Source organism: Catenulispora acidiphila DSM 44928, assembly GCF_000024025.1.
GTDB lineage: Bacteria > Actinomycetota > Actinomycetes > Streptomycetales > Catenulisporaceae > Catenulispora > Catenulispora acidiphila.
Genome location: NC_013131.1, coordinates 2,483,694 through 2,505,747, shown reverse-complemented (window position 1 = coordinate 2,505,747; position 22,054 = coordinate 2,483,694). Strand labels below are relative to the sequence as shown.

Genomic DNA, 22,054 nt, shown 5'->3' with positions numbered 1-22,054 from the left:
CGGTCTATATAGGGGGAACCGGCTTAAGCCGCCCCGACTGCGCTCTCTTCGTACTCCCAGTACCTGTTGTTCGCCCGCAGCGGCAACTCGACTCGTACCGTCTTGCCGCCGCCGTCCTCATCGGCCGGCACCTCGGTGCGTCCGCCGACCTCCGCGGTCAGGTCGCGCACCAGTTGCAGTCCCCAGCCGCCGCTGTCGTCGGGGTGCGGACTCAGCAACGCCTTGGGCCGATGCGGGTGGCGGTCGTGGACGGCCACGCTCAGGCAGTCGTACTCCAGCGCCAGTGTCACCTCCGCCTGGCGGCACAACAGCGCCGCGTGCTTGGCGGTGTTGGTGACCAGTTCGCTGATGATCACGATCGCCGAGTCGACCATCGTCTCGTCGAGGTCCAGGCCCCAGTCGACGAAGACCTCGCGCGCCACGCGGCGCGCCGCCGCCGCGCCCTCGGATTTCGTGGGCACAGCGAAGGTGATCCGGTAGCCGCATCTCGGCTCCCGCCCGACCCCGAGCACTTCCATCACCTCACACGTAGTGGCGCGCTTCGTCCCGTTTCGGAACGGCTCCCCCGCCGTCGGTACAGTTGCCATGCTGCCCGTGCGATGGCAGTCATGCCCCCTGCACGGCTGATTCACTCCTGCGAATGCACGTTCATTTGGAGGCACCCTTGAACACCGAGCGCGCTGTGACCGACCGGTTCGCTCTCGACGACCTGCTCACGGCGTACGCGGTCGCGATCGACACCGACCAAGTGACCGAACTCACACGTCTGTCGACGCCGGACGCAGTCTTCGACTACCAGTCCAGCGGCGGTCCCCGGGGGTCGGTGGACGACGCGCAGCAGTGGCTGGAGAAGTCGCTCACGCAGGTCCCGGTCCGGGCCCACCTGATCGTCAACCGGCGCTTCGAGATCCACGGGGACAGCGCCTGTGCCGAGGCGCACTTCTTCAACCCGATGTCGGTGCGGGTGCCCGGGCAGAAGGGCGACATCTGGAACCCCGGCGGGGGCTACTACTCCGTCAACTTCCGGCGCACCGACAAGGGATGGCGCATATCAGAGCTCGTCATGCTCCAGACGTGGCGGGTCGCCGTCGCTGTGCACACGGCGGGCAAGGCGGGCGGAGGGCACCGCGCTTCCTGACTGAGCCGGGGACGCGGCAGGCGAACGGCCGTCGGTGACGGTCTCCTCCGCCGCGCCGCGCGGCCGGTCTGTCAGGATTTCAGCGCTGGGTGCTCCGCGCCCGCCGGGTCTTCCCCCTTTGCCTTCACCGCCGAATGGATGAAGGCCGCCACGATCATCGAGGTGCCCGCGACCGAGGCGAGCCAGTCCGGCACGTCCGGGCCGATCTCCACCAGCAGCAATACCGCGAGCACGCCGATCGAGTAGTACGCGCCGTGTTCGAGGTAGACGTACCGGTCGAGCGTCTTCTTGCGGACCAGGAACACCGTCAGGCTGCGGACATACGCGGCGCCGATGCCCAGGCCGATGGTGAACAGCGCGATGTCGACGGTGACGGAGAAGCCACCCATGACGCTGTCGAAGGAGAAGGTGGCGTCAAGGACTTCCAGGTATATGAAGAGCATCAAAGCTTGGCGGCCTTGCGGTGGCGTCTCGTCCGCCTCGTCGGCCAGCGACTCGCTGCGGTCCGCCGCGGCATCCGAGAGCCGCTTGATGGTGAAGTACGTGGCCAGCCCGATGACGCCCGCGATCGGGACGCCCACCGGATGGTCGGTCGCGAAGGTCCCCGCCGCGACGAACAGGAAGAGCACGACGCCGACCACCTGGAAGGCTTCCAGCGCCAGCGGCTTGAAGCGCTCGCCGAACGCGGCCAGCCGCCGCTCGAAGAACGGCAGCCAGATCAGGTCGTGCCCGCTGAGGAAGAAGTCCATGGCGATCATCAGCAGGAAGACCCCGCCGAACGCCGCGATCAGCGGTTGCACCCCGAGGATCTCGTGGGCGTAGCCGTTCGGATCGTGGACGGAGCTGCTCAGTACATGAAACGGGCTCTGCCGGGTGACCGCGACCAGCACCGCCATCGGGATGACCAAACGCATCCCGAAGACCGCGATCAACACGCCGACTGTGAGGAAGATGCGTTGCCAGCGCAGGTCGAACCGGCGCAACACCGTCGCGTTCACGACCGCGTTGTCAAAGGACAGAGCCACCTCCAGCACCGCCAGCATCGCCACGACGGTCGCCGATCGGATGCCGCCGAGCCACAGAGCGAGCACTAATCCCAGGAGGGTGGCACCGTAGGCGACACCGAAGTCCCGTCCGCGCATGTCAACGGCCCTTTCTGCCAAGCACGCAGCCGTGCCCGGGGAACCGGAGCCGACTGCGCCGTCGTGATCGGGCCCGCTGCCGCGCACCCACCGCCTCTACTTAGGATGCCCTACTCAGACTCCTAATACACGACAGGGGTTGCTCACTTGAGGCGCTCGTTCCGTGGCGCGCCACCATTGGCGGGCCATGGATCGCCGTGCTGGGCTTCGGAGATCGGTAAACCTCGGGCGGTGATGACAGCGCGTGTCCGGAAGATCACCGCGCTGATCATCAGTATCGCAGAATACTGACATATCGGCGAGCCGCGGATCGATCGGGTCCGACACTCCGACACCCCGACACCGCTGCCGACGGGACCTGCCCGCCGAGATCGCGGAGCGGAGTCATAAAATGGCTGCGCTTCCCGTCCTTTTCGGGGCGGAACCACCACGCACGACGATATGAGCAGGGGTCAGGACCCATGGTGACGCCAGCCTTGACGGCCGTTCCGCTGCCCGCTCCGCTGGGCGAGTCCCAGGTGGGCTCGGCGTGGCGGCTGAACCCCTACGTGGGGGCGATACTGCTGGTCATCGCGGCGCTCTACGTCGCCGGCACGGTGGTGGTCCGGCGGCGTGGCGGCCACTGGCCGCTGTACCGCACGGTGCTCTTCCTGCTCGGCCTGGTGCTGTTCGCCTGGACCACGATGTCCTTCCTGGCGGTCTACCAGCAGGTGATGTTCTGGCCGCGCGCCGTGCAGATCATCACGCTGCTCATGGTGGTGCCGCTGTTCCTGGCGCTCGGGATGCCGCTGACCATGGCGATCGAGGGCGGCCCGAGGCGGCTGGCCGCGCTGGTCCGGTGGGTGCTGGCGACGCGGATCGCGGCGCTGCTGACGTTCCCGGCCGTGGTGTCGATCGTGTTCCTGGTGACGCCGTTCACCGTCTACTTCTCGCCGATCTACGAGGACACGCTGCGCTCGCGCGGCGCGGCGTGGGTACTGAGCTTCGCGCTGAGCGCGCTGGGGTTCTTCTACTACTGGACACGGCTGCGCCTGGACCCGGTGCCGAAGGAGTACCCGCACCTGGTGTCGGTGTGGATCACGTTCGCCGAAGCGATCGCCGACGGTGCGCTGGGCTTGACGCTGATGCTGGGGCACCACTTGGTCGCCGGGGACTGGTACACGGCGCTGAACCGGCCGGGAGGGCTGACGCCCAAGCAGGATCAGGTGTGGGGCGGCGGGGCGTTGTGGCTCATCGGCGACCTGGCCGGGGTGCCGTTCCTGGGCGCGTTGTGGCGGCGGATGTTCGACGAGGACCGCGACCGGGCCGCCGAGGTGGACGCCGAGCTGGACGCTTTGGAGGCTGAGGGGGCGATCGTCTACGGGACGGCTTCCGGTTCGGGTGGTGGTGTCGGCGCCGGGGTCGGTGTGGGCGGCGGCGGTGTCGGCAGCGGCGGTGCGCCCAGCGTCGGCGGCGGTGCGGATGCGCAGGATGACGTAGACGCGTCCAGCCCGGCGTCTATTTCTCATACTTCCCCGGCGACCGTCGGCGCCGCACCCGCCGGCGAAGAGGCGAAGCGGACCCGCCCCTGGTGGGAGACCGATCCGGTGCTCGGACGGCGGATGGGATTCCTCGACGAGGAGTGATCGGTCGGCCGGTGGTCACCCATTCGGCCTCGTCCGATAACAGCAGGCTTATCTCAGCATGATGACGGATGTCCGCTTTGTGGATGTCCGGGAGAGTTGTTCTCACCACCGGGAACCGCGCCGACAGCCCGTCGCCGGACCGGATGGCCACCGATCACGATCGATCTGGAGGACAACCATGTTTCGCACGACTTCGACCGCGTCCCGTACCCGCCGCTGCTCGGGGGCGGTGGCCGCCGCCACGGCCGCCGCGCTGATGCTGGCGCCCGGCGTGGCGTTCGCCGCCGGACAGCCCACGGCGCCGGGGACCGGGCACGCCGGCAGCAAGACCGGGACGCACGCCGGCGGCAAGGGCGGGAGTGGCGGGAGTCATGCCGGCGGCAAGGCCGGCAGCCACAAGACCGGCCGTCCGGGGCACACGACCGGGCACGCCGGGGCAGGCCACACGGCATCGCACAAGACGGGTCACACCGGGGCGGGCCACTCCACCACCCACCCGACCCGGCATGCGGGCGGTGCGGCCGCCCACGGAACGAAGGCCGCCACGCATGGCACCAACGCCAGCGCGTCCACAGGCGGTCCGGCATCCGGCGGTTCCAAGAACCCGCAGAGTCCCACCTCGAAGCACTCCGCGGCGGACGAGACCGCCACGGTCACCAAGCTGTCCGTGGCGAAGGTCGCTGAAGACGGCACCGTGACGATGACGGCGCGTGTGTCTCCGGCGCACCGCACCGCGGGCGCCGCGGAGGCGACCGGCAGTGTGGAGTTCTCCATCGACGGTGCCTCGTCCGGTCCGATCCCGCTGTCCAGCGGGCGCGCGATGGTGCAGGCCGAGGTGGGTCCGGGCGAGCACACCGCCTCGGCGAAGTACAGCGGCGACACCGAGCACGCGCCGAGCGATTCCGGTCCGGTGGGTGTGACGGCCGGTTGAGCGGGGCGGCGGGTCGGCTAGGCGTCGAAGGACAGGCCGCCGGTGGCGACGCCGGTGCGCCCGGTGTACTCCTTCGCCGCGGCGTCGAGGTACTCCCCCGGCTCTGAGCCAGGCATCAGGTGCGTCAGCACCAGCCTGCCCACCCCAGCTTCGCTCGCCTGCCGTGCCACCTGCCGGGCGGTCGACAGGTAGCGGACGGAATCGGCGTCCATCACTTCCGGATACGAGGCCTCCGCGATGAGCGTGTCCGCGCCCCGCGCCAACTCGACGAGCGCGGGGTCCGGACCGCCGTCGCCGGTGTAGACGACAGAGTGGCCGCCGGCTGCGACGCGCACCGCCGCGTTGGGCAGCCAGTGCGGCAGCAGCGCGGTCCGTAGCTCGAACGGTCCGACGGAGAAGGCCGCTCCCGGCTCGAAGTCGTGGCGGGTCAGCGCTGCGTCGAGCATGCCGGGCCGGTCCAGTGCGAGTACGGCGTCCAGGGCCCTGGGCGGCGCGTACACCGGCAGCGGATCGGGGTCGGCTCCGCCGAACGCCCGGGCGCGAAGCAGGGGATTGAGATCGGCGCAGTGGTCCGGATGACCATGGCTGATGTAGACGGCGTCCAACTGCTCGGCCGGCATCAGTTCCAGAAGACGCGGCAGGACTGCGTAGCCCGCATCGACCAGAAGGGAGAACCCGTCGTGGTGTAGGAGGAACCCGCTGCACGCGCTGTCAGCCGTCGGAAACGCGCCGCTGCCGCCCAACACCGTCACCCGCATACGTCGATGATGCCCGATGCCGCCTCACCGACGTGGCGCGTACATGATGACGCCCATGCCGACCAGGCAGACCGCCGCGCCGATGAGGTCGAAGCGGTCCGGCCGGTAGCCGTCGGCCACCCACGCCCAGAGCAAGGAGCCCGCCACGAACACACCGCCGTAAGCCGCCAGGACCCGCCCGAAGTCGGCGGAGGGCTGAAGCGTCGCGATGAATCCGTACAGCGCCAGACTCATCGCGCCGCAGGCCGTCCATCCCCAGCCGCGATGCTCCCGCACGCCCTGCCAGATCAGCCACGCGCCGCCGATCTCCAGGACCGCCGCGACGACGAACAATGCGACAGACCTCGCGACCACCACTGCACCTGACCTCCTGGCTCACGCACTCGCGGCGGGACCGCCACCGCGCCGCCAGCCTAGGGCGTCGCCCGCCACGACCCCGAGACCGGCTCCGAAAGCGACGAGGAAAGCGAGGACGACTAACCAGAACTGACCACGACCGACCCACGACCGACTACGAAGCCGACTAGGAGACGAGGACAACCGACCCACGACCGAACCACGACCGGCCCACGACCGAGCCACGAAACCGAGGACGACTGACCACGACCGCTTCGACCGCCATCGGCACCAGTCAAAAATCCGCAAAGATGTTCACTGCCGGGCGGCGTTCTTACCTTCAGCCGCTATCGTGTGGCGGCAGCCCGGACCCACCCACCCTGCGGGTTCGGGGCGCCGTCCCAGCACCACCGACCCACGGAGAGCCGATGGCCGTGAGCAGCCGACGTTCGAGGTCTGCGCAGGACCGTGCCGACCGGGGCGGGTCCGGTCACGGACAGTCCCACGGGCACTCGCACGGGCACGGTCCGGCCGCGCCGGCCTCGCGCCGGCTGCGGACCCTGATCACCGCGCTGTTGCTGCCGGTGGCCGCGGCGGCGGTGGCCGGGCTGGTGCTGCTGTGGCCGGCGGCGTCGAAGTCCCCGATCCCGCCGCAGGTGTGGGTGCAGGGGACGGTGACGGCCTCGGCGCTGGTGCAGCCTGGTGCCGACGGCGGCACGGCGCCGGCGGGCGGCACCACGGCGCCCGGCGGGCAGGACGCCACCAACGACAAGCTCACCATCCACATCACCAACGGGCCCACCAAGGGCTCGACCGCCACGGTGACCGTGGGGGTGGACCCGACCACGCCGAAGTACTCGGTCGGTGACGATCTGGTCCTCACTTACGACAAGAGCCAGCCGGCGGACGGCCAGTACGACATCAAGGACTTCCAGCGCGGTCCGCCGCTGATGAGCCTGGGGATCGCGTTCGCGCTGTTCGTCCTGGTGATCGGGCGCTGGCGTGGTGCCGGGGCGATCGCGGCGCTGGCGGTGTCGTTCGCGGTGCTCGTGAAGTTCACGCTGCCGGCGATTGTCGGCGGGGAGAACTCCATCGAGGTGGCGGCGGTCACCGCGGGCATCATCCTGTTCGCGGCGCTGTATGCGACGCACGGGGTGTCCGTGCGGACATCGGTGGCCGTGCTCGGGACGGCGCTGAGTCTGGGCCTGATCGGTGTCCTCGGAGAAGCGGGTACCAAGCTGGCCCACCTGACCGGGCTCGGCGACGACAACGCCGCGACCGTCGCGGGCTACTTCCACAAGGTCGACGTCCAGGGTCTGCTGCTGGCGGGCATCATCATCGGCGCCCTCGGTGTGCTCAACGACGTCACCGCGACGCAGGTGTCCTCGGTCTGGGAGCTGAAGGCCGCGGATCCGAGTATGGGAGCCGGCGAGTTGTTCCGCGTCGGTATGCGGATCGGCCGGGACCATATCGGCTCGACCGTCAACACTCTGGTGTTGGCGTATGCGGGCGGCAGCTTGCCGTTGTTCGTCCTAATGACCACTTCCAGCCAGGGCTGGAGCGGTGCGGCCGGCGCCGAGGTGGTGGCCGAGGAGATCGTGCGCACGCTGGTGGGCTCGATCGGCTTGGCCGCGGCGGTGCCGATCACCACGGCGCTGGCCGCGTACTTCGCCTCCGGCGAGGGTCACGGCGCGGAGTCGCAGAGCTCCCGCCTGGAGTACACAGACCTGCGCGAAGGTCGTGGAGCGCGCGGCGGCCGCCGCAGCGTCATCGACGACCTCAACGACGAGGACGCGCTGACCCAGGACACTGTCGTGGGGACGCGCCCGGCGCGCCCGGCCGGCAGTGCAGGCGGCAGTGCAGTCGGCGGTGCAGTCGGCGGTGCCGCTGGGCGGCCGGCGCCGGTCCCGCGCATGCCGGAGAGTCGTCGGAGCGGTGAGTGGAATTCGGATGGCACGCGGGTGGGGAGTGGTAGCGGTCCGCACCGGATGCCGCGTCCGGCGCCGTTCCCGGCGCCCGCGCCGCAGCCGCAGCCGCAGCCACAGCCACAGCCACAGCCACAAGCTCAGCCTCAGCCGCAGCCGGCGGTCGATCCCTATGGGAAGCCTTATAGGACGACCGATCCGTATGGCGCCGATCCGTATGAGTCCGACCCGTATGCCACCAATCCATATGGATCCGATCCGTATGGCGGGCAGCAACAGGACCCGCCGCCGTACTACGGGTAAAGGAAGCAGCGGCGCATATGGGAGATCCCATACACGCCGCTCACTATCGCCAAGTCACCGGCGAACCAAATCGCTAGCGAACCAAGTCATTAGCGAACCACGTCACCGGCGAATCAGGTCACCGGCGAACCGACTCGGTATCTCACCAGCTGCTGTGCAGGGGCTTTCCTTCGGCGAAGCCGGCGGCGCTCTGCACGCCGACCACGGCACGCTCGTGGAACTGGGCCAGGTCCTTGGCTCCGGCGTAGGTGCAGGAGCTGCGGACGCCGGCGATGATGGCGTCGATCAGGTCCTCGACGCCGGGGCGGTCTCGGTCGAGGTACATGCGGGAGCTGGAGATTCCTTCTTCGAAGAGGGCCTTGCGGGCTCGGTCGAAGGCGGAGTCCTCGGCGGTGCGGAGGCGGACGGCGCGGGCTGAGGCCATGCCGAAGTTCTCCTTGTAGAGGCGGCCGTCGCCGTCGCGGACGGCGTCGCCGGGGGATTCGTAGGTGCCGGCGAACCAGGAGCCGATCATTACGTTCGAGGCTCCGGCGGCGAGGGCTAGGGCGACGTCGCGGGGGTGGCGGACGCCGCCGTCGGCCCAGACGTGCTTGCCGAGGCGGTGGGCTTCGGCGGCGCATTCGTAGACGGCTGAGAACTGGGGGCGGCCCACGCCGGTCATCATGCGGGTGGTGCACATGGCGCCGGGGCCCACGCCGACCTTGACGATGTCGGCGCCGGCTTCGATCAGGTCGCGGGTGCCCTCCGGGGAGACCACGTTGCCGGCGACGAGGGGGATGCCCGGGTTGAGGGCGCGGACGGCGGACAGGGCTTCGAACATCTTGTCCTGGTGGCCGTGGGCGGTGTCGATGACCAGGACGTCGGCGCCGGCGGCGAGGAGTTCCTTGGCTCGGGCGGCGACGTCGCCGTTGATGCCGATCGCGGCGCCGACGCGCAGGCGGCCGAGGTCGTCGAGGGCCGGCTTGTAGAGCGCTGAGCGGAGGGCGCCTTTGCGGGTCCACAGGCCCTTGAGGCGTCCGGTGTCGTCGACGACGGGGGCGAGGCGGTGTTTGCCGTCGAGGGCGTCGAAGGCGGCTTCGGCGGAGGTGCCGTCGGGGATGGTCAGCACGTCGCGGGACATGATGTCGCCGACGTTGGTGAAGCGGTCGACGCCGGAGCAGTCGGCCTCGGTGATGATGCCGACCGGGCGTCCGTCGCCGTCCTGGACGACCAGGGCGCCGTGGGAGCGCTTGGGCAGCAGGGCCAGCGCGTCGCCGACGGTGCTGGTGGGCGCCAGGGTGACCGGGGTGTCGTAGACCGGGCTGCGGTCCTTGACCCAGCCGATGACGTCGGAGACCACGTCGAGGGGGATGTCCTGGGGGATGATCGCGAGGCCGCCCCGGCGGGCGATGGTCTCGGCCATCCGGCGGCCGGCCACGGCGGTCATGTTGGCCACGACCAGCGGGATCGTGGTCCCGGTGCCGTCGGCCGAACTGAGGTCCACGGCCAGGCGGGAGCCCACCTGGGATCGGGCGGGGACCATGAAAACGTCGTCGTACGTGAGGTCGTACGGAGGGGAGTACTGATTGAGGAAACGCACGTAGTAAGACTGTATCAAAACGGTCACGGGCGCCTCCCCTTGTGGTGACCGAGGTCACCGGGAGACGCCCGAGAGCGTTCAGAGCCGCGCCGACCAGGTATCTCGGCGGCCGTGTACTTCGGCGGTTCAGTAGACCACCACGCCGTCGCCGAGCTTGGTGTCGGCGAACAGCTTCGCCACGGCGGCCCGGTCGCGGACGTTCACGCAGCCGTGGGAGTGGTGGGCGTAGCCGTAGGTCGCGAAGTCGATGGAGAAGTGCACCGCCTCGCCGCCGCTGAAGAACATCGCGTCGGGCATGGACGTGTGGTAGATCGTGGAGATGCAGTGCTCCATCTTCAGGGTGATGTCGAACTTGCCCTTGCGGGTGGGGTTGTTCTCGTCGCCGAAGCGCACGTCCATCCCGTACTGCGGCTTGCCGTCCACGACCCACAGCAGCGTGCGGGTCTCCATGTCGATGCAGATCACGCGGCCGGTCATGCAGCGCGGGTCGAGCGTCCCGGGCTTGTTGCTGCCGATCGGCACGCCGGCCAGCCAGCCCGAGCCGCTGTGCTGCGCCGGGGTGGTGGGCTTGCTCGACGGCTTCGGCGACGTCGGCGTGGTCGGGTGCGTCGACGGCTTCGTCGAGGGCTTCGTCGTCGGCTTGGTGCTCGGCGCCGAGGTCGAATGCGGCGCCGAGGACGAGCTCGACGTGCTGGACGAGCTGGACGCCGCCGAGCTGCTCGGCGCGGCGGCCGAGGTGCTGGTCGGCACCGATGTCGGAGTCGGCGCCGGAGCGCTCGAGGAGGACGAGGTGGAGCTCGACGCCGAGGAGGTGTTCGCCGCCACCGCCGCCTGCTGAACCGCGTCCGCAGTATTCGCTTTGGTCCCGCCCGAGTTCGACGAGCACCCTGTCACACCGAGCGCCACCGCGCCGGCCACGGCAACGAAGACGCCGCCTTTCCCCGCCCCAGAAGTCCTCATGCCCCTATCGACGCCTGAAGGTCGGCTGCCGTTGCGTCCCAGGCTTGGGAAATCCGACTTGTTATCGAAGCTGTCGCTGAACAGACGGCTGCGGGCATCTACTAGATTGCCTGTCGAATAAGGGCTACTCTACGCGCCATGGGAGCAGCGGTGGACTACGACGTGCTGGTCATCGGCTCGGGCTTCGGCGGTTCGGTGACCGCGCTGCGGCTCACCGAGAAGGGCTACAAGGTCGGCGTGCTGGAAGCCGGGCGCCGCTTCGCCGACGGCGACTTCCCTAAGACCTCCTGGCGCCTGCGCTCGTTCCTGTGGGCACCGAAGCTGGGCTGCAAGGGCATCCAGCGCATCCACCGGCTCAAGGACGTCGTCGTGCTCGCCGGAGCCGGGGTCGGCGGCGGGTCGCTGGTGTACGCGAACACGCTGTACGAACCGCTCGACCCGTTCTACGACGACCCGCACTGGCAAGACGTCGCCGACTGGCGCACCGAACTCGCCCCGTTCTACGACCAAGCCAAGCGGATGCTCGGCGTGGTGCAGAACCCGACGATGACGCCGGCGGACGTCCAGATGAAGGCGGTCGCCGAGGAGATGGGTGTCGGGGACACCTTCCACCTCACGCCGGTCGGGGTCTTCTTCGGCGATCCGGATGCCACGGCGGCCGCCCCTGTCTCCGACCCCTTCTTCGGCGGCGCGGGTCCGGACCGGAACCCGTGCCTGCAGTGCGGCGCATGCATGACCGGATGCCGGCACAACGCCAAGAACACCCTCGTCAAGAACTACCTGTATCTCGCCGAGAAGCTCGGCGCCGAGGTGCATCCGCTGACGACCGTCGAGAGCGTGACACCGCTGCTCGACGGCGGCGGCTACCAGGTGCGCGTGTCCTCGACCGGAGCGTGGTTCGCCAAGGGCCGGCGCACCCTGACCGCCGAGCACGTCGTCTTCAGCGCCGGCGCCCTGGGAACCCAGCGCCTCCTGCACAAACTGGCCGGCGACGGATCGCTGCCGTCGCTGTCCCCGCGCCTGGGCGAACTGACCCGCACCAACTCCGAATCGCTCCTCGGCGCGATGGCCAAGAAGCCGCGGCAGTACGACTTCACGGAAGGGGTGGCCATCACCTCCTCCTTCCACCCCGACGACCACACGCACATCGAGCCGGTGCGCTACGGCCGCGGCAGCGGCGCGATGGGGTTGCTGAAGACCGGACTGACCGACGGCGAGGGCCGCACCCCGCGCTGGATCAAGCTGCTCGGCATCGGCGTGAAGCACCCCTCCTGGGTCCCGCGCATGCTGCCCAGCCGCAAGTTCGCGGAGCGCTCGATCATCCTGCTGGTGATGCAGGCCCTGGACAACTCGCTGACCGTCTCCCGCAAACGCGGCTTGTTCGGCAAGAACAAACTCACCACCCGCCAAGGCCACGGTCAGCCCAACCCGACCTGGATCCCGGCCGGCAACGAAGCCGTGACCCGCACCGCGGCTCGCATCAACGGCATCCCCGGCGGCACCGTCGGCGACCTGTTCAACATCCCCATGACCGCGCACATCATCGGTGGCTGCGTCATCGGCCGCGACCGCGACCACGGCGTCGTCGACCCTTACCACCGCGTGTTCGGCCACCCCGGCCTGTACGTCGCGGACGGCTCGACGGTCTCGGCGAATCTCGGCGTGAACCCCTCGCTGACGATCACGGCGATGGCCGAGCGTGCCGCCGCGTTCTGGCCGAACAAGGGCGAGGCGGACACGCGCCCCGCGCTAGGGGAACCGTACAAGCGGATTCCCTATGTGCGGCCGGCAAAGCCCGCGGTCCCGGAGGCGGCTCCGGGTGCGTTGAGGCTGCCGATCGTGGAGATCCGATAGGGAGAGATCCCGTAAGGTCTCCTGGGTGGCGCGCCTCCCCGACCGACGAAGCCTCTCCGGCCGACAAAGCCCTTCCGGCCGACGAAGCCTCACCGTCCTGCTCGGCGTCTTCGCCGCCCTGAGCCTGGCCGGCTACCTCGTGGTCCGCGCGCTCGCCCACCCGACGATGATCGACATGGTCGTCTACCGGTTCGAGGGGCAGGCGGTGCTCCACGGCCGCGACCTCTACGGCGCCGGCGTCAAGGTGGACACCGCTGGCGGCAACCAGCTGCCGGCGACGTACCCGCCCTTCGCGGCGCTGCTGTTCGCGGCGATCAGCTGGATCCCGGTCGGCGCGCTGAAGGTCCTGGTGACCGCCGCCAACATCGTGTTGCTGGCGCTGGTGGTGCACCTGGCGGCGAAGCTGATCGGCGGATGGATGGACCGACCCGGCTTCGCCGAGCGGTGGGCGCTCCTCGCCGCGATCGCCGGGCTCGGGCTGTGGTTCGAGCCGGTGTGGACCACGTTGCGCTACGGGCAGATCAACCTGGCGTTGGCCGCGCTGATCCTCTTCGATCTCACGCGCGCGCCGGGCAGCAAATGGCCGCGCGGTCTGGGAATCGGGCTGGCGACCGGCATCAAGCTGACCCCTGGCGTCTTCATCCTGTGGTTCCTGCTCGCCGGGCGTCGCCGCGAGGCCGCCGTCTCGGCGCTCAGCGCCGTCGGGACCATGGCGGTCGGGTTCGTCCTGCTCCCCCACGCGTCGGTGAAGTTCTGGCTGCACAAGGTCTTCGACACCGATCAGGTCGGCAAGACCTACATCACCGACAACCAGTCGCTGTCCGGGATGATCGCGCGGATCACGCACATCGACGACCCCAAGGCGCTGTGGGCGGTCGCGGCCGTCGTCGTGGTCGCGGCGGGGCTGTGGGTGGCGGCGCGGAACGCGAGGCGGGGCGACGACGCGCTCGGCGCGCTCGCCTGCGCGGTCACCGGGTTGTTGATCTCCCCGATCAGCTGGTCGCACCACTGGGTGTGGGCCGTTCCCGTGGCGATGCTGCTGGCTGTGCGCGCGCCTAGGCTCGCGGTCGTGTGGTGCGCGGTGTTCCTGTCGTTCCTGATCTGGGCGGTGCCGCACAAGGTGATCGGGCCCTCCCCCGATCTGAACCCGTTGCAGATGCTGCTGAGCTCGCTCTATCCGTTGGCGGGACTGGCGTTCCTGCTCTGGGCCTGGAGAGAGTCCACGCGTGCCCAGCCGGTCGTGGGCTCGTAGCGACGCAGCATCTTCGCCGGGACGCCGCCGACCACGCAGTGGTCCGGGAACTCGCCGCGGACCACGCTGCCGGCCGCCACGACCACGTTGCGGCCCAGGACCGTGCCCGGCAGGATCACCGCGTTCGCGCCGATCCAGCAGCCCGGGCCGATGCGCACCGGCGCCTCGCTGGGCCACTGCTTGCCGATCGGGACGTCGGGGTCGTCGTAGCCGTGGTTCTGGTCGGTGATGTAGACGTGCGGACCGGTGTAGACGTCGTCGCCGATGTCGATCGAGCGGTGGCCGACCACGTGGCTGCCGCGCCCGAGCACCACGCCGTCGCCGATCCGCACCAGGGTCTCCGGGCCCAGGTCCAGACCCGGGACGAAACCGGCGGACAGGGTGACGCTCGCGCCGATCAGCACGTGCGCGCCGACCGCGATGTAGCGCTCCCCGAAGACCGTGCCGGGCGGGAAGGCCATCGTGGAACCCTCGCCGAACGCGGCGAAACGGCGGGCGGCCGGCGAGCCCGCGTGCACCTTCCCGGCCCTGGCCAGCCAGCCCCACAGGCCGGCGGCCAGCCGGTTGCCCAGCGCTGACACCATGGCCGATACGGTACCCCCTGACCGTGATCTTCCCGAGCGGGACCGGCTCGGGTCACCGTTCGGTCACGGCGGACCGGTGTTAAGCCTTCGGGTACCGGGCCCGGCCTTGGTACCTCTATGGTTCCGTTGGATTCAGAGGACATCAGGGGAGGACGACAGTCATGCACTCAGTGGGGTCCGTCCTACTGGCGGCCGTTCCGTCGGCCGACAACATCCACGTCCCGACCCACTGGGACGCGGTCGGGCGCATCGCCCTGGCCTGGGCGCTGACCTTCGCGCTGGGCTTCGAGCGGCAGATCCGCGGCGCGATGGCCGGGGACCGGACCTTCTCGCTGCTGGGCGCGGCCACGGCGCTGATAGGCGTGCTGGCCGGCAACGGCGCCAGCACCATCCTGGCCGGCGCGGTCACCGGCATCGGCTTCATCGGCGGCGGGCTGTGCTTCCGGCAGACCGTCCAGGAGCACGAGGTGCTGCACGGCATCACCACCGCGGCGAGCATCTTCGCCTGCTCGGCGATCGGCGCGGCGTGCGGCCTGGGACTGGTGAAGGAGTCGATCACCGCGACCGCGGCCACGCTGCTCACCCTGGAGCTGCGCCACATCCCGCTGATCCGCACGCTCGACGCGCGCCGCTGGAACGGCCTGGTGCACCACGACGAGCATGTGCACTCGCAGATCCTCAAGCGCGGCACCAGGATCTCCTCGCAGATGGCCGAGGCCCGGGTGGCGACCGCCGACACCGCGGACAGCGACGCCGTGGTGCTCATCAACCCGGTGATCGCCGCGCAGCAGGCGGCCGCGGCCACGGCGGCGACGGTCATGCCCGAGGCGCCGGTGATGGTCGACGCCGTGGCGGCCGACAGCGGCGCGGCCGCGACACCGGCCGGGAAGCAGTAGGGCGGCTAGAAGGCAGTCGGGCGGCCGGGAAGCGGGAGCGCGAAGCAGGAAGCGACAGCGCGAAGCAGGAAGCGGCAGCCCGAAGCAGGAAGCGGGAGCGCAAACCAGGAAGCGACAGCCCGAAGCAGGAAGCCGCAGCGCGAACCAGGAAGCCGCAGCCCGAAGCAGGAAGCGACAGCCCGAAGCAGGAAGCGACAGCCCGAAGCAGGAAGCGACAGCCCGAAGCAGGAAGCGGCAGCGCGAACCAGGAAGCGACAGCGCGAAGCAGGGTTCTGAGGAACACGGCGGGGCCGGACGACTCGTGGTCGTCCGGCCCTTGTCATCCGCGGCCCGGATCGTCGTCCGGGTCGCGGGCTGTCAGAGGTTGATGCAGAGGACCGGGCCCAGCAGGTCGATCTCGCACCAGGGCCGCCACCCCGGGTGGTGGGCCGCGATGGGGGTGCTCATCGGCACGGCGGCGGTGTGCGTGACGGCGGCGGCCGGCGCGGTCGCCGCGGACGCGGACGTGGCCGCGACGGCCCCGAGACCGGCGAGCAGGACGGTGGCGCCCGCGGTCGCGGTGAGCTTGGTGAGACGGCTCTTCATGGTCGTTTCTCCTCCTCATACGCGGCCCGCGATGCGCGGGCCCTCCAGCAGGTTCTGCAAGATCAGCCGGGGGCGCGAACCGATCTGCGCTGTTCGGTGGAGCGCCTCAGCGGCGCGGTCGTGCCGGGAGGTGTTTTCTGACGGGTCGTCAACATGTCTTTGACCTGGCGCTTTGGACAATATACTGATCGTTCGTGCTAGCCTCGTAGTCGCCGGTGCGTAGAAGATGTCCCCGGGCCTCAATTTACGCCGTCGTGGAATACCGTTCGGCTGGAGCCGCGGCGAGCTTTCCGCCGCGAGGCGACACGCGCACCGGCGCTAAACTTTTTCACTTCTGGAATGATGGTCACCACCATCGCATTGTTCCCTTCCATTCCAGGAGCAGATCGAAGTGCATGACCGCAAGCCAGTCGAGTGCTGGATGACCGACATGGACGGCGTCCTGATCCGCGAGGGGCACATGATCCCCGGCGCGGACGAGTTCATCCGCCGGCTGCGGGCGAAGGACCGGCCGTTCCTGGTGCTGACGAACAACTCGATCTACACCCCGCACGACCTGTCGGCGCGGCTGACCAATCTGGGCATCCCGCTGCCCGCGGAGAACATCTGGACCTCGGCGCTGGCCACCGCGCAGTTCCTGGACAACCAGCGGCCCAACGGGACCGCCTACGTCATAGGGGAAGCCGGGCTGACCACCGCGCTGTACGACGTCGGATACACGCTGTCCGAGGCCAGGCCGGACTACGTGGTCCTGGGCGAGACCCGCGCCTACAGCATCGACGCCATCACCCGCGCCATCCGCCTGGTGACCAACGGCGCGCGGTTCATCGCCACCAACCCCGACGCCACCGGCCCGACCCCCGACGGTCCGCAGCCGGCGTGCGGCGCGGTCGCGGCGCTCATCACCAAGGCGACCGGTGTGGAGCCCTACTTCGTGGGTAAGCCCAACCCACTGATGATGCGCGAGGGTCTGAACAAGATCCAGGCGCACTCGGAAGTGACCGCGATGATCGGTGACCGGATGGACACCGACGTGCTGTGCGGCATCGAGGCGGGTCTGGAGACCTTCCTGGTGCTGTCCGGCGTGACCCAGGCCGACGAGATCGAGCGCTTCCCCTTCCGGCCCTCCCGGATCGTGAAGTCGATCGCCGACCTGGTGGACGAGGTCTGAAGTCAAGAGCAGGTCCGACGGTGAACACCTTCGTTCCCGCCGCACGTCGGCCGGAAGACAGTGGTTTGACAATGTATGAGAACAGCAGGGGCGGCGCCGGCAGGGCGTCCGCGGGATCCATGAGCGGCACGCCGGTCTTCGACGCGCTGGTGGCCCAGTTCCGGGCCAACTTCCGCACCGTGCCCGGCGAGCCGTGGTCGCCGGCGCCGGCGCCGCGGTTCGCCGAGTTCTCGGTGCGCGCCGACCGGTTCGGGCTGCCGGCCGGGCCCGGTCGGCTTTAGCGCTGGTCCGCTGGTTCAAGGGGCCGCTGGTCCGCGGGGTCGCGGAGTTCGCGGCTGCGCGGGGCGCCGAAACCGGGGCGGTTGCTCGGCTCACGGGTGTCCGGCGGCGGCTTTCGGGTGCCCGCCGGCCTGTTCAGCCGGCTGAGTCCCGCTGCCTGGCGTACTCCATGAACCACTCGATCAGCGCCGGGTCGTCGACCGTCCCGAGGTTCACCGCCTTCGCCGGATCGGCGCCGGTCAGCAGTCGCTTGACCGGGATCTCCAGGCGCTTGCCGGTGCGGGTGTGCGGGACGCCGGGGATCTCGACGAGTTCGTCGGGGACGTGGCGGGGCGTGAGTTCGGCGCGGATCGCGGCGGCGACCCGGGCCTTGAGGGCGTCGTCCAGGACGGCGTCGGCGGCCAGGTGCACGAACAACGGCATCCAGTAGCCGCCGTCGGGGAGTTCGACGCCGATCACCAGCGATTCGCGGATCTCCGGCAGCTTCTCCACGACCTCGTAGATGTCCGCCGAGCCCATGCGGACGCCCTGCTTGTTCAGCGTGGAGTCGGAGCGGCCGTGGATGACGACACCGCCGCGCTCGGTGATCGTGCACCAGTCGCCGTGCCGCCACACGCCGGGGAACACGTCGAAGTAGGCGTCGTGGTACTTGTGGCCGTCCGGGTCGTTCCAGAACTTCACCGGCATCGACGGCGTCGGCGCGGTCAGGACCAGCTCGCCGACCTCGCCGAGGTGCGGCTTGCCCTCGGGGTCCCAGGACTCCACGCGGCAGCCCAGGGCGCGGCACTGGATCTCGCCGGAGTACACCGGCAGGAGCGGGTTGCCGGCGACGAAGGCGGTACAGACGTCGGTGCCGCCGGACAGCGAGTTCAGCCAGATGTCCGAGCCGACGGCCTCGTAGACCCAGCGGAAGCCGGTCGGGGGCAGCGGGGAGCCGGTGGAGCCGATCGCGCGCAGCGCCGACAGGTCCAGGTCGCGGCCGGGGTGTAGCTCCGCCTTCTGCGAGGCCATCAGGTAGCCGGCGCTGGTGCCGAGCATCGTCGCGCCGGTCTTCTCAGCGAGCTGCCACAGCCCGCTGACGTCCGGGAAGGCCGGGCTGCCGTCGTAGAGCACGGCGGTCGCGCCGAGCAGGAGCGAGCCCAGGACGATGTTCCACATCATCCAGCTCGTGGAGGAGTACCAGAAGAACCGGTCGCCCTCCTCGACGCCCATGTGGAAGGCGATGGCCTTGTAGTGCTCCAGGAGGATGCCGCCGTGGCCGTGGACGATGCCCTTGGGCAGGCCGGTGGTGCCCGAGGAGTAGAGGATCCACAGCGGGTGGTCGAAGGGGACAGCTTCGAAGACCAGCTGCGGCTCAGCAGCTGTGGCACCCTCCGGACCGGCGACAGCCTCGGCCCAGCGGATGCTCTCCGCGCACGCCGGACCCTCAGGGAACTGGTAGTCGACCCAGACGGTGTGCTCGACGGACGGCAGCGCGTCGCGGGTCTCCATGCATTCGGCGCGGCGGTCGATGCGCTTGCCGCCGTAGCGGTAGCCGTCGACGCCGATGAAGACCTTCGGCTGGATCTGCGCGAACCGGTCCAGGACGCCCTGCGTGCCGAAGTCCGGGCCGCAGGCGGACCACACCGCGCCGACGGACGCCACAGCCAGCTGCGCGACGATCGCGTGCGGGGTGTTGGGCAGGAAGGCCGCGACGGTGTCGCCGACGCCGACGCCCCAGGCGCGCAGCGTGGCGGCCAGTCCGGCGACCTGGCGGCGCAGCTCGGCCCAGGAGATCTCGACCGGCTCGGCGCCCTCCTCGACGAACAGCAGGGCCGGGCGGTCGTCGGAGGCGGCGCGGAAGACGTGCTCGGCGAAGTTCAGGGTGGCGCCAGGGAACCAGCGCGCGCCGGGCATCGCTGCGTCCGGGAGAACGGCGGTGTATGGAGTCGCGGCCTGGACATCGAAGTAGCGCCAGAGGCTTTCCCAGAACTCAGCCGGGTGCTCGACAGACCACTGCCAGGCGTCGGCGTAGGCCGGGAAGGGCCCAACGCCCTGCTTGGGGAGCCAGTCCAGATACCGCTGCAGCGGTGAGCCCAGACGCTGCGCGTCGGTCGGCGTCCAGAGCAGTTCCCCGAACGCGGCGGGCTGGTCGGCTGCGGACATCGTCGTCCCCCAACTTCGCGGTGGCTGCGTGCCGCTGGCTCGTGGCCGTGATCACGCCTGACATGCGTCAGATTAGCGCCCCTCGCCGGGCTCCAAAAACGACTCCTGGCAGCCGACGCCCTCAGGCAGCGGCGGGAGTTCGATCCACTTCTCGGCCCAGTCGGCGAGCTGCTGGAACGCCGGTTCCAGTTCGGCGCCCTTCTGGGTGAGGTGGTACTCCACCCGCACCGGGGTCTCCGGGATCACGACGCGCTCGACGATGCCGACCTGCTCGAACTCCTTGAGGCGTTCGGACAGCAGGCGGTCGGAGAGCTTGGGGACGGAGCAGGCGATGTCGGTGTAGCGGGTGGAGCCGGCGAGCATCGCCCGGAGGATCGCCCCGGACCAGCGGCGCCCGATGATCTCCACCGCGGTGTGGAAGCGGGGGCAGAAGGAGCTCAGGTGTTGCTCCCCGTGCGGCGTCGCGGTGTTGTCGGCCATGGACCTAGCTTACCTTCCGTAGGCGACTTGACAAGCGTAAGCGTGCCCTCTACCTTCATCCTTACGAAAGGTAACTAGCTCACAGAGCGTTACCGACTACGCCTGGTGCGGACCCGTCCCGGTCGGCATCAGGGCACGTCAGACCCGCTGCACTTGCTCGAACAAGATCCACCAGACCCACCAGATCCACCCCCGAACCACCAGACCCACCAGTCCCCAGACCCCGGGAGCTCAGAAGTGACCACCAAGATCCTCGCCTTCTCCGGTGCCCTGCGTAAGGCCTCCACCAACACCGCCCTGGTCCGCGCCGCCAAGCAGCTGGCGCCGGAGGGCGTGGAGATCGAGATCTACGACGGCATCGGCCAGCTGCCCTTCTTCGACCAGGACCTCGAGGGCGACGTCCCGGCCGCCGTCGCCGAGTTCCGGGCCAAGATCGCCGCCGCCGACGGCGTCCTGATCGCCAGCCCCGAGTACAACTACTCGATCCCCGGCGTCCTGAAGAACGCCCTGGACTGGGCCTCCCGCCCCTACGGCGAGTCGGTCCTGACCGGCAAGCCGGTCGCCGTCATGGGCGCCTCCGGCAGCGGCTTCGGCACCGTCCGCGCCCAGAACCACCTCCGCGACGTCTTCCACTGGCTCGACGCCAAGGTCGTCACCAAGCCCGAGGTCCACGTCGGCAACAACTGGGAGCGCTTCGACAACGAGGGCAACCTGGTCGACGAGACCTCGCGCAACCTCGTCGCCGGCCTCATCGCCGCCCTGGTCGTGCAGATCGAGGAGACCCAGAAGGTCAAGGCCAACGCCTGACGCTGAGGTTTTGAGGGAGGCCCTGCCGCGCGTGCGGCGGGGCTTCTTTTTTTGCGTGGTGGAGAACCGGCTACGCCCGCACCTGGATCAACGCGTGCTCGCCGGTGGTGCGCCAGGCGGTGGCGGTGGCGTCGAGCTGGGTGATGGTCGGCGGGGTGAGGCCGACGGCGACGTCGGACTTCAGGGTGCGGAGGGCTGCGACGGGGGTGGGGAAGTAGGCGGTCAGGTCTGTGAAGGGTGTGGTGGGGGGCCAGGTGCGGTCGCCGATGAGGCGGCGGTAGTTGAGGTCGCCTTTCAGGATGGTCAGGGTTGCCGGGGACATGGCTTCGGTGAGGTCGGGGGGTAGGTGGCGGAAGGTGAGGGGTGCGCACCAGAAGGGGTGTGTGCGCAGGGTGATGGCGCCGTCGGTGAGGGCGGTCCAGAGGCGGTGGCCGGCCTTGGCGGCGGTGCCCGGTGCGCTGGTGATGCGGCGGAGGACGGCGATCACGTCGGCGCCGGTGGCGTCGGAGACGTAGTAGGGCTGGGGCTTCACGTGCATCACCACGCGGGTGGCGGCGCCGGTGGTCAGCAGGTGGTCGACGAGGATCAGGTCGGCGAGGAGTTCGCGGCCTGCGTTGTCGGCGACCAGGTGCACGGTCGCGTTCGGTGACGCGGCGTCCAGGATCGACCAGAGCTGGGCGCTGTCGTCGGCGACCAGATCGGTCGAGGGACCCTCGGCGGCTGCGGTGATGCGGAAGCCGAGATCGGCGCGGTTGCCCCACAGCGCCGCCTCCAGCAACGCGCGCCGCTGCTCGGTGAGGGGCAGGCCTGCCACGTCGTCGAGCGCCGTCAGCTCCGCCTCGACGGTCGGCGTGCGCAGCTCGGCGTGCTTCGCCGGGCCGAACAGATCGATGCCCTGCCACGGTCCCGGCCGGAAGTACCCGACCGCCTCCAGCAGCCTGCGATAGAAGTACGACTCGGCCCACAGGAACGGCGCGCTCAGCCACGAGCCGCCGTACCAGCCGCGGTCCCAGTCTTCCCAGAGCGCGAAGTCGTGGGCGTCGGCCGGCAAACGCTGGATGACCCCCGACAGCGTCTCCTCCAGCAGCGCGTCCAGAGCCCGATGGACCTCGGCCGGGTACGGGAACGCGTCCTGGATCTGCTTGATCAGGATCGGGTGCCGCTTGGCCCAGACGCTCCAGGCGAAGGACTCGGGCCGGTCCGAAACGATCGTTTCCACACGCTGCGGCTTCCCCCGGCGCTGCGGCTTGGAAACCGCGGGCGGGTCGACCGGCGTGTTACGAGCCCGCCGATTCCATCAATGT

The 22,054-nt window shown here is 69.7% G+C and carries 22 protein-coding genes; 11 read left to right on the top strand and 11 right to left on the bottom strand.

Annotation, left to right across the window (positions count from 1 at the left end; genetic code table 11):
• Window positions 1-23 precede the first annotated feature (23 nt).
• The gene (locus CACI_RS10995; RefSeq protein WP_190276743.1) at window positions 24-461 is read right to left on the bottom strand and encodes an ATP-binding protein; all 438 of its coding nucleotides are present in this window, start codon (window positions 459-461) and stop codon (window positions 24-26) included.
• Between the two features lie 203 nt (window positions 462-664).
• Here CACI_RS10995 and CACI_RS45390 point away from each other — a divergent pair, with 203 nt between their 5' ends.
• Complete coding sequence (locus CACI_RS45390; protein ID WP_012786421.1) at window positions 665-1,138, top strand: nuclear transport factor 2 family protein; 474 nt, start codon at window positions 665-667, stop codon at window positions 1,136-1,138.
• A gap of 71 nt (window positions 1,139-1,209) precedes the next feature.
• On the opposite strand, the gene CACI_RS10985 is transcribed toward CACI_RS45390, so the two are convergent.
• Window positions 1,210-2,280, bottom strand: a complete 1,071-nt coding sequence (locus CACI_RS10985; protein WP_012786420.1) for a DUF475 domain-containing protein — start codon at window positions 2,278-2,280, stop codon at window positions 1,210-1,212.
• A gap of 476 nt (window positions 2,281-2,756) precedes the next feature.
• Here CACI_RS10985 and CACI_RS10980 point away from each other — a divergent pair, with 476 nt between their 5' ends.
• Window positions 2,757-3,905: a cytochrome c oxidase assembly protein gene (locus CACI_RS10980; protein ID WP_190276742.1), complete on the top strand. Its 1,149-nt coding sequence runs from the start codon at window positions 2,757-2,759 to the stop codon at window positions 3,903-3,905.
• A 178-nt stretch (window positions 3,906-4,083) separates the two neighbouring features.
• A complete protein-coding gene (locus CACI_RS10975) occupies window positions 4,084-4,836 on the top strand; it encodes an Ig-like domain repeat protein (protein WP_012786418.1) in 753 nt (250 codons plus the stop codon).
• 17 nt (window positions 4,837-4,853) lie between these two features.
• Here the strand turns inward: CACI_RS10975 and CACI_RS10970 are convergent, their stop codons facing one another.
• Together CACI_RS10970 and CACI_RS10965 are read right to left on the bottom strand one after the other, a co-directional pair.
• Window positions 4,854-5,594: an MBL fold metallo-hydrolase gene (locus tag CACI_RS10970; RefSeq protein WP_012786417.1), complete on the bottom strand. Its 741-nt coding sequence runs from the start codon at window positions 5,592-5,594 to the stop codon at window positions 4,854-4,856.
• Between the two features lie 24 nt (window positions 5,595-5,618).
• A complete protein-coding gene (locus tag CACI_RS10965) occupies window positions 5,619-5,951 on the bottom strand; it encodes a YnfA family protein (RefSeq protein WP_012786416.1) in 333 nt (110 codons plus the stop codon).
• Window positions 5,952-6,358: 407 nt separating this feature from the next.
• On the opposite strand from CACI_RS10965, the gene CACI_RS10960 reads away from it, so the two are divergent.
• Window positions 6,359-8,158 carry a YibE/F family protein gene (locus CACI_RS10960; protein ID WP_012786415.1) on the top strand — a complete coding sequence of 600 codons (1,800 nt, stop codon included), beginning with the start codon at window positions 6,359-6,361 and terminating at the stop codon, window positions 8,156-8,158.
• A gap of 142 nt (window positions 8,159-8,300) precedes the next feature.
• Here CACI_RS10960 and CACI_RS10955 read toward each other — a convergent pair whose 3' ends face one another.
• Entirely contained in the window at window positions 8,301-9,737 is a 1,437-nt protein-coding gene (locus CACI_RS10955; protein ID WP_041541517.1) for a GuaB1 family IMP dehydrogenase-related protein, read from the bottom strand.
• Between the two features lie 126 nt (window positions 9,738-9,863).
• Window positions 9,864-10,214, bottom strand: a complete 351-nt coding sequence (locus CACI_RS52235) for a L,D-transpeptidase (RefSeq protein ID WP_012786413.1) — start codon at window positions 10,212-10,214, stop codon at window positions 9,864-9,866.
• Here CACI_RS52235 and CACI_RS52230 point away from each other — a divergent pair.
• From CACI_RS52230 to CACI_RS10940, 3 genes are all read left to right on the top strand, one after another.
• Window positions 10,213-10,575, top strand: coding sequence for a hypothetical protein (locus tag CACI_RS52230; protein WP_223297507.1), 363 nt, complete (start codon window positions 10,213-10,215; stop codon window positions 10,573-10,575). The two genes, CACI_RS52235 and CACI_RS52230, sit on opposite strands and share 2 nt — an antisense overlap.
• A 260-nt stretch (window positions 10,576-10,835) precedes the next feature.
• On the top strand, window positions 10,836-12,551 hold the full coding sequence (locus tag CACI_RS10945) for an FAD-dependent oxidoreductase (protein ID WP_041540161.1): 1,716 nt from the start codon (window positions 10,836-10,838) through the stop codon (window positions 12,549-12,551).
• Window positions 12,552-12,576: 25 nt separating this feature from the next.
• On the top strand, window positions 12,577-13,803 hold the full coding sequence (locus tag CACI_RS10940; protein WP_012786410.1) for a glycosyltransferase 87 family protein: 1,227 nt from the start codon (window positions 12,577-12,579) through the stop codon (window positions 13,801-13,803).
• Here CACI_RS10940 and CACI_RS53840 read toward each other — a convergent pair.
• Window positions 13,725-14,387 (bottom strand): acyltransferase, encoded by a 663-nt coding sequence (locus CACI_RS53840; RefSeq protein WP_012786409.1) that lies wholly within the window; start codon window positions 14,385-14,387, stop codon window positions 13,725-13,727. The genes CACI_RS10940 and CACI_RS53840 overlap by 79 nt on opposite strands.
• 161 nt (window positions 14,388-14,548) lie before the next feature.
• On the opposite strand from CACI_RS53840, the gene CACI_RS45385 reads away from it, so the two are divergent.
• Complete coding sequence (locus tag CACI_RS45385) at window positions 14,549-15,283, top strand: MgtC/SapB family protein (RefSeq protein ID WP_012786408.1); 735 nt, start codon at window positions 14,549-14,551, stop codon at window positions 15,281-15,283.
• A 357-nt stretch (window positions 15,284-15,640) separates the two neighbouring features.
• Here CACI_RS45385 and CACI_RS10925 read toward each other — a convergent pair whose 3' ends face one another.
• Window positions 15,641-15,868, bottom strand: a complete 228-nt coding sequence (locus tag CACI_RS10925; RefSeq protein WP_012786407.1) for a hypothetical protein — start codon at window positions 15,866-15,868, stop codon at window positions 15,641-15,643.
• A gap of 391 nt (window positions 15,869-16,259) precedes the next feature.
• On the opposite strand from CACI_RS10925, the gene CACI_RS10920 reads away from it, so the two are divergent.
• Together CACI_RS10920 and CACI_RS51075 are read left to right on the top strand one after the other, a co-directional pair.
• A complete protein-coding gene (locus CACI_RS10920) occupies window positions 16,260-17,039 on the top strand; it encodes an HAD-IIA family hydrolase (RefSeq protein WP_012786406.1) in 780 nt (259 codons plus the stop codon).
• Window positions 17,040-17,158: 119 nt separating this feature from the next.
• A complete protein-coding gene (locus CACI_RS51075) occupies window positions 17,159-17,320 on the top strand; it encodes a hypothetical protein (RefSeq protein WP_190276741.1) in 162 nt (53 codons plus the stop codon).
• A gap of 133 nt (window positions 17,321-17,453) precedes the next feature.
• Here the strand turns inward: CACI_RS51075 and CACI_RS10915 are convergent, their stop codons facing one another.
• A complete protein-coding gene (locus CACI_RS10915; RefSeq protein ID WP_012786404.1) occupies window positions 17,454-19,463 on the bottom strand; it encodes an acetoacetate--CoA ligase in 2,010 nt (669 codons plus the stop codon).
• Window positions 19,464-19,535: 72 nt separating this feature from the next.
• Window positions 19,536-19,943 (bottom strand): winged helix-turn-helix transcriptional regulator, encoded by a 408-nt coding sequence (locus CACI_RS10910; RefSeq protein ID WP_012786403.1) that lies wholly within the window; start codon window positions 19,941-19,943, stop codon window positions 19,536-19,538.
• Window positions 19,944-20,180: 237 nt separating this feature from the next.
• Between CACI_RS10910 and CACI_RS10905 the strand changes: the two genes are divergently transcribed.
• The gene (locus CACI_RS10905; RefSeq protein WP_012786402.1) at window positions 20,181-20,750 is read left to right on the top strand and encodes an NADPH-dependent FMN reductase; all 570 of its coding nucleotides are present in this window, start codon (window positions 20,181-20,183) and stop codon (window positions 20,748-20,750) included.
• A gap of 70 nt (window positions 20,751-20,820) precedes the next feature.
• On the opposite strand, the gene CACI_RS10900 is transcribed toward CACI_RS10905, so the two are convergent.
• Window positions 20,821-21,969, bottom strand: a complete 1,149-nt coding sequence (locus CACI_RS10900; RefSeq protein ID WP_012786401.1) for a damage-control phosphatase ARMT1 family protein — start codon at window positions 21,967-21,969, stop codon at window positions 20,821-20,823.
• Between the last annotated feature and the right edge of the window lie 85 nt (window positions 21,970-22,054).

Coding starts and splice junctions, on each gene's coding strand:
- CACI_RS10910 (WP_012786403.1), bottom strand. CDS start 19,943: ATGGCCGACAACACCGCGACGCCGCACGGGGAGCAACACCTGAGCTCC.
- CACI_RS45385 (WP_012786408.1), top strand. CDS start 14,549: ATGCACTCAGTGGGGTCCGTCCTACTGGCGGCCGTTCCGTCGGCCGAC.
- CACI_RS10975 (WP_012786418.1), top strand. CDS start 4,084: ATGTTTCGCACGACTTCGACCGCGTCCCGTACCCGCCGCTGCTCGGGG.
- CACI_RS10915 (WP_012786404.1), bottom strand. CDS start 19,463: ATGTCCGCAGCCGACCAGCCCGCCGCGTTCGGGGAACTGCTCTGGACG.
- CACI_RS10945 (WP_041540161.1), top strand. CDS start 10,836: ATGGGAGCAGCGGTGGACTACGACGTGCTGGTCATCGGCTCGGGCTTC.
- CACI_RS52230 (WP_223297507.1), top strand. CDS start 10,213: ATGCAGCGCGGGTCGAGCGTCCCGGGCTTGTTGCTGCCGATCGGCACG.
- CACI_RS10960 (WP_012786415.1), top strand. CDS start 6,359: ATGGCCGTGAGCAGCCGACGTTCGAGGTCTGCGCAGGACCGTGCCGAC.
- CACI_RS52235 (WP_012786413.1), bottom strand. CDS start 10,214: ATGACCGGCCGCGTGATCTGCATCGACATGGAGACCCGCACGCTGCTG.
- CACI_RS10985 (WP_012786420.1), bottom strand. CDS start 2,280: ATGCGCGGACGGGACTTCGGTGTCGCCTACGGTGCCACCCTCCTGGGA.
- CACI_RS10970 (WP_012786417.1), bottom strand. CDS start 5,594: ATGCGGGTGACGGTGTTGGGCGGCAGCGGCGCGTTTCCGACGGCTGAC.
- CACI_RS53840 (WP_012786409.1), bottom strand. CDS start 14,387: ATGGTGTCAGCGCTGGGCAACCGGCTGGCCGCCGGCCTGTGGGGCTGG.
- CACI_RS51075 (WP_190276741.1), top strand. CDS start 17,159: ATGAGCGGCACGCCGGTCTTCGACGCGCTGGTGGCCCAGTTCCGGGCC.
- CACI_RS10925 (WP_012786407.1), bottom strand. CDS start 15,868: ATGAAGAGCCGTCTCACCAAGCTCACCGCGACCGCGGGCGCCACCGTC.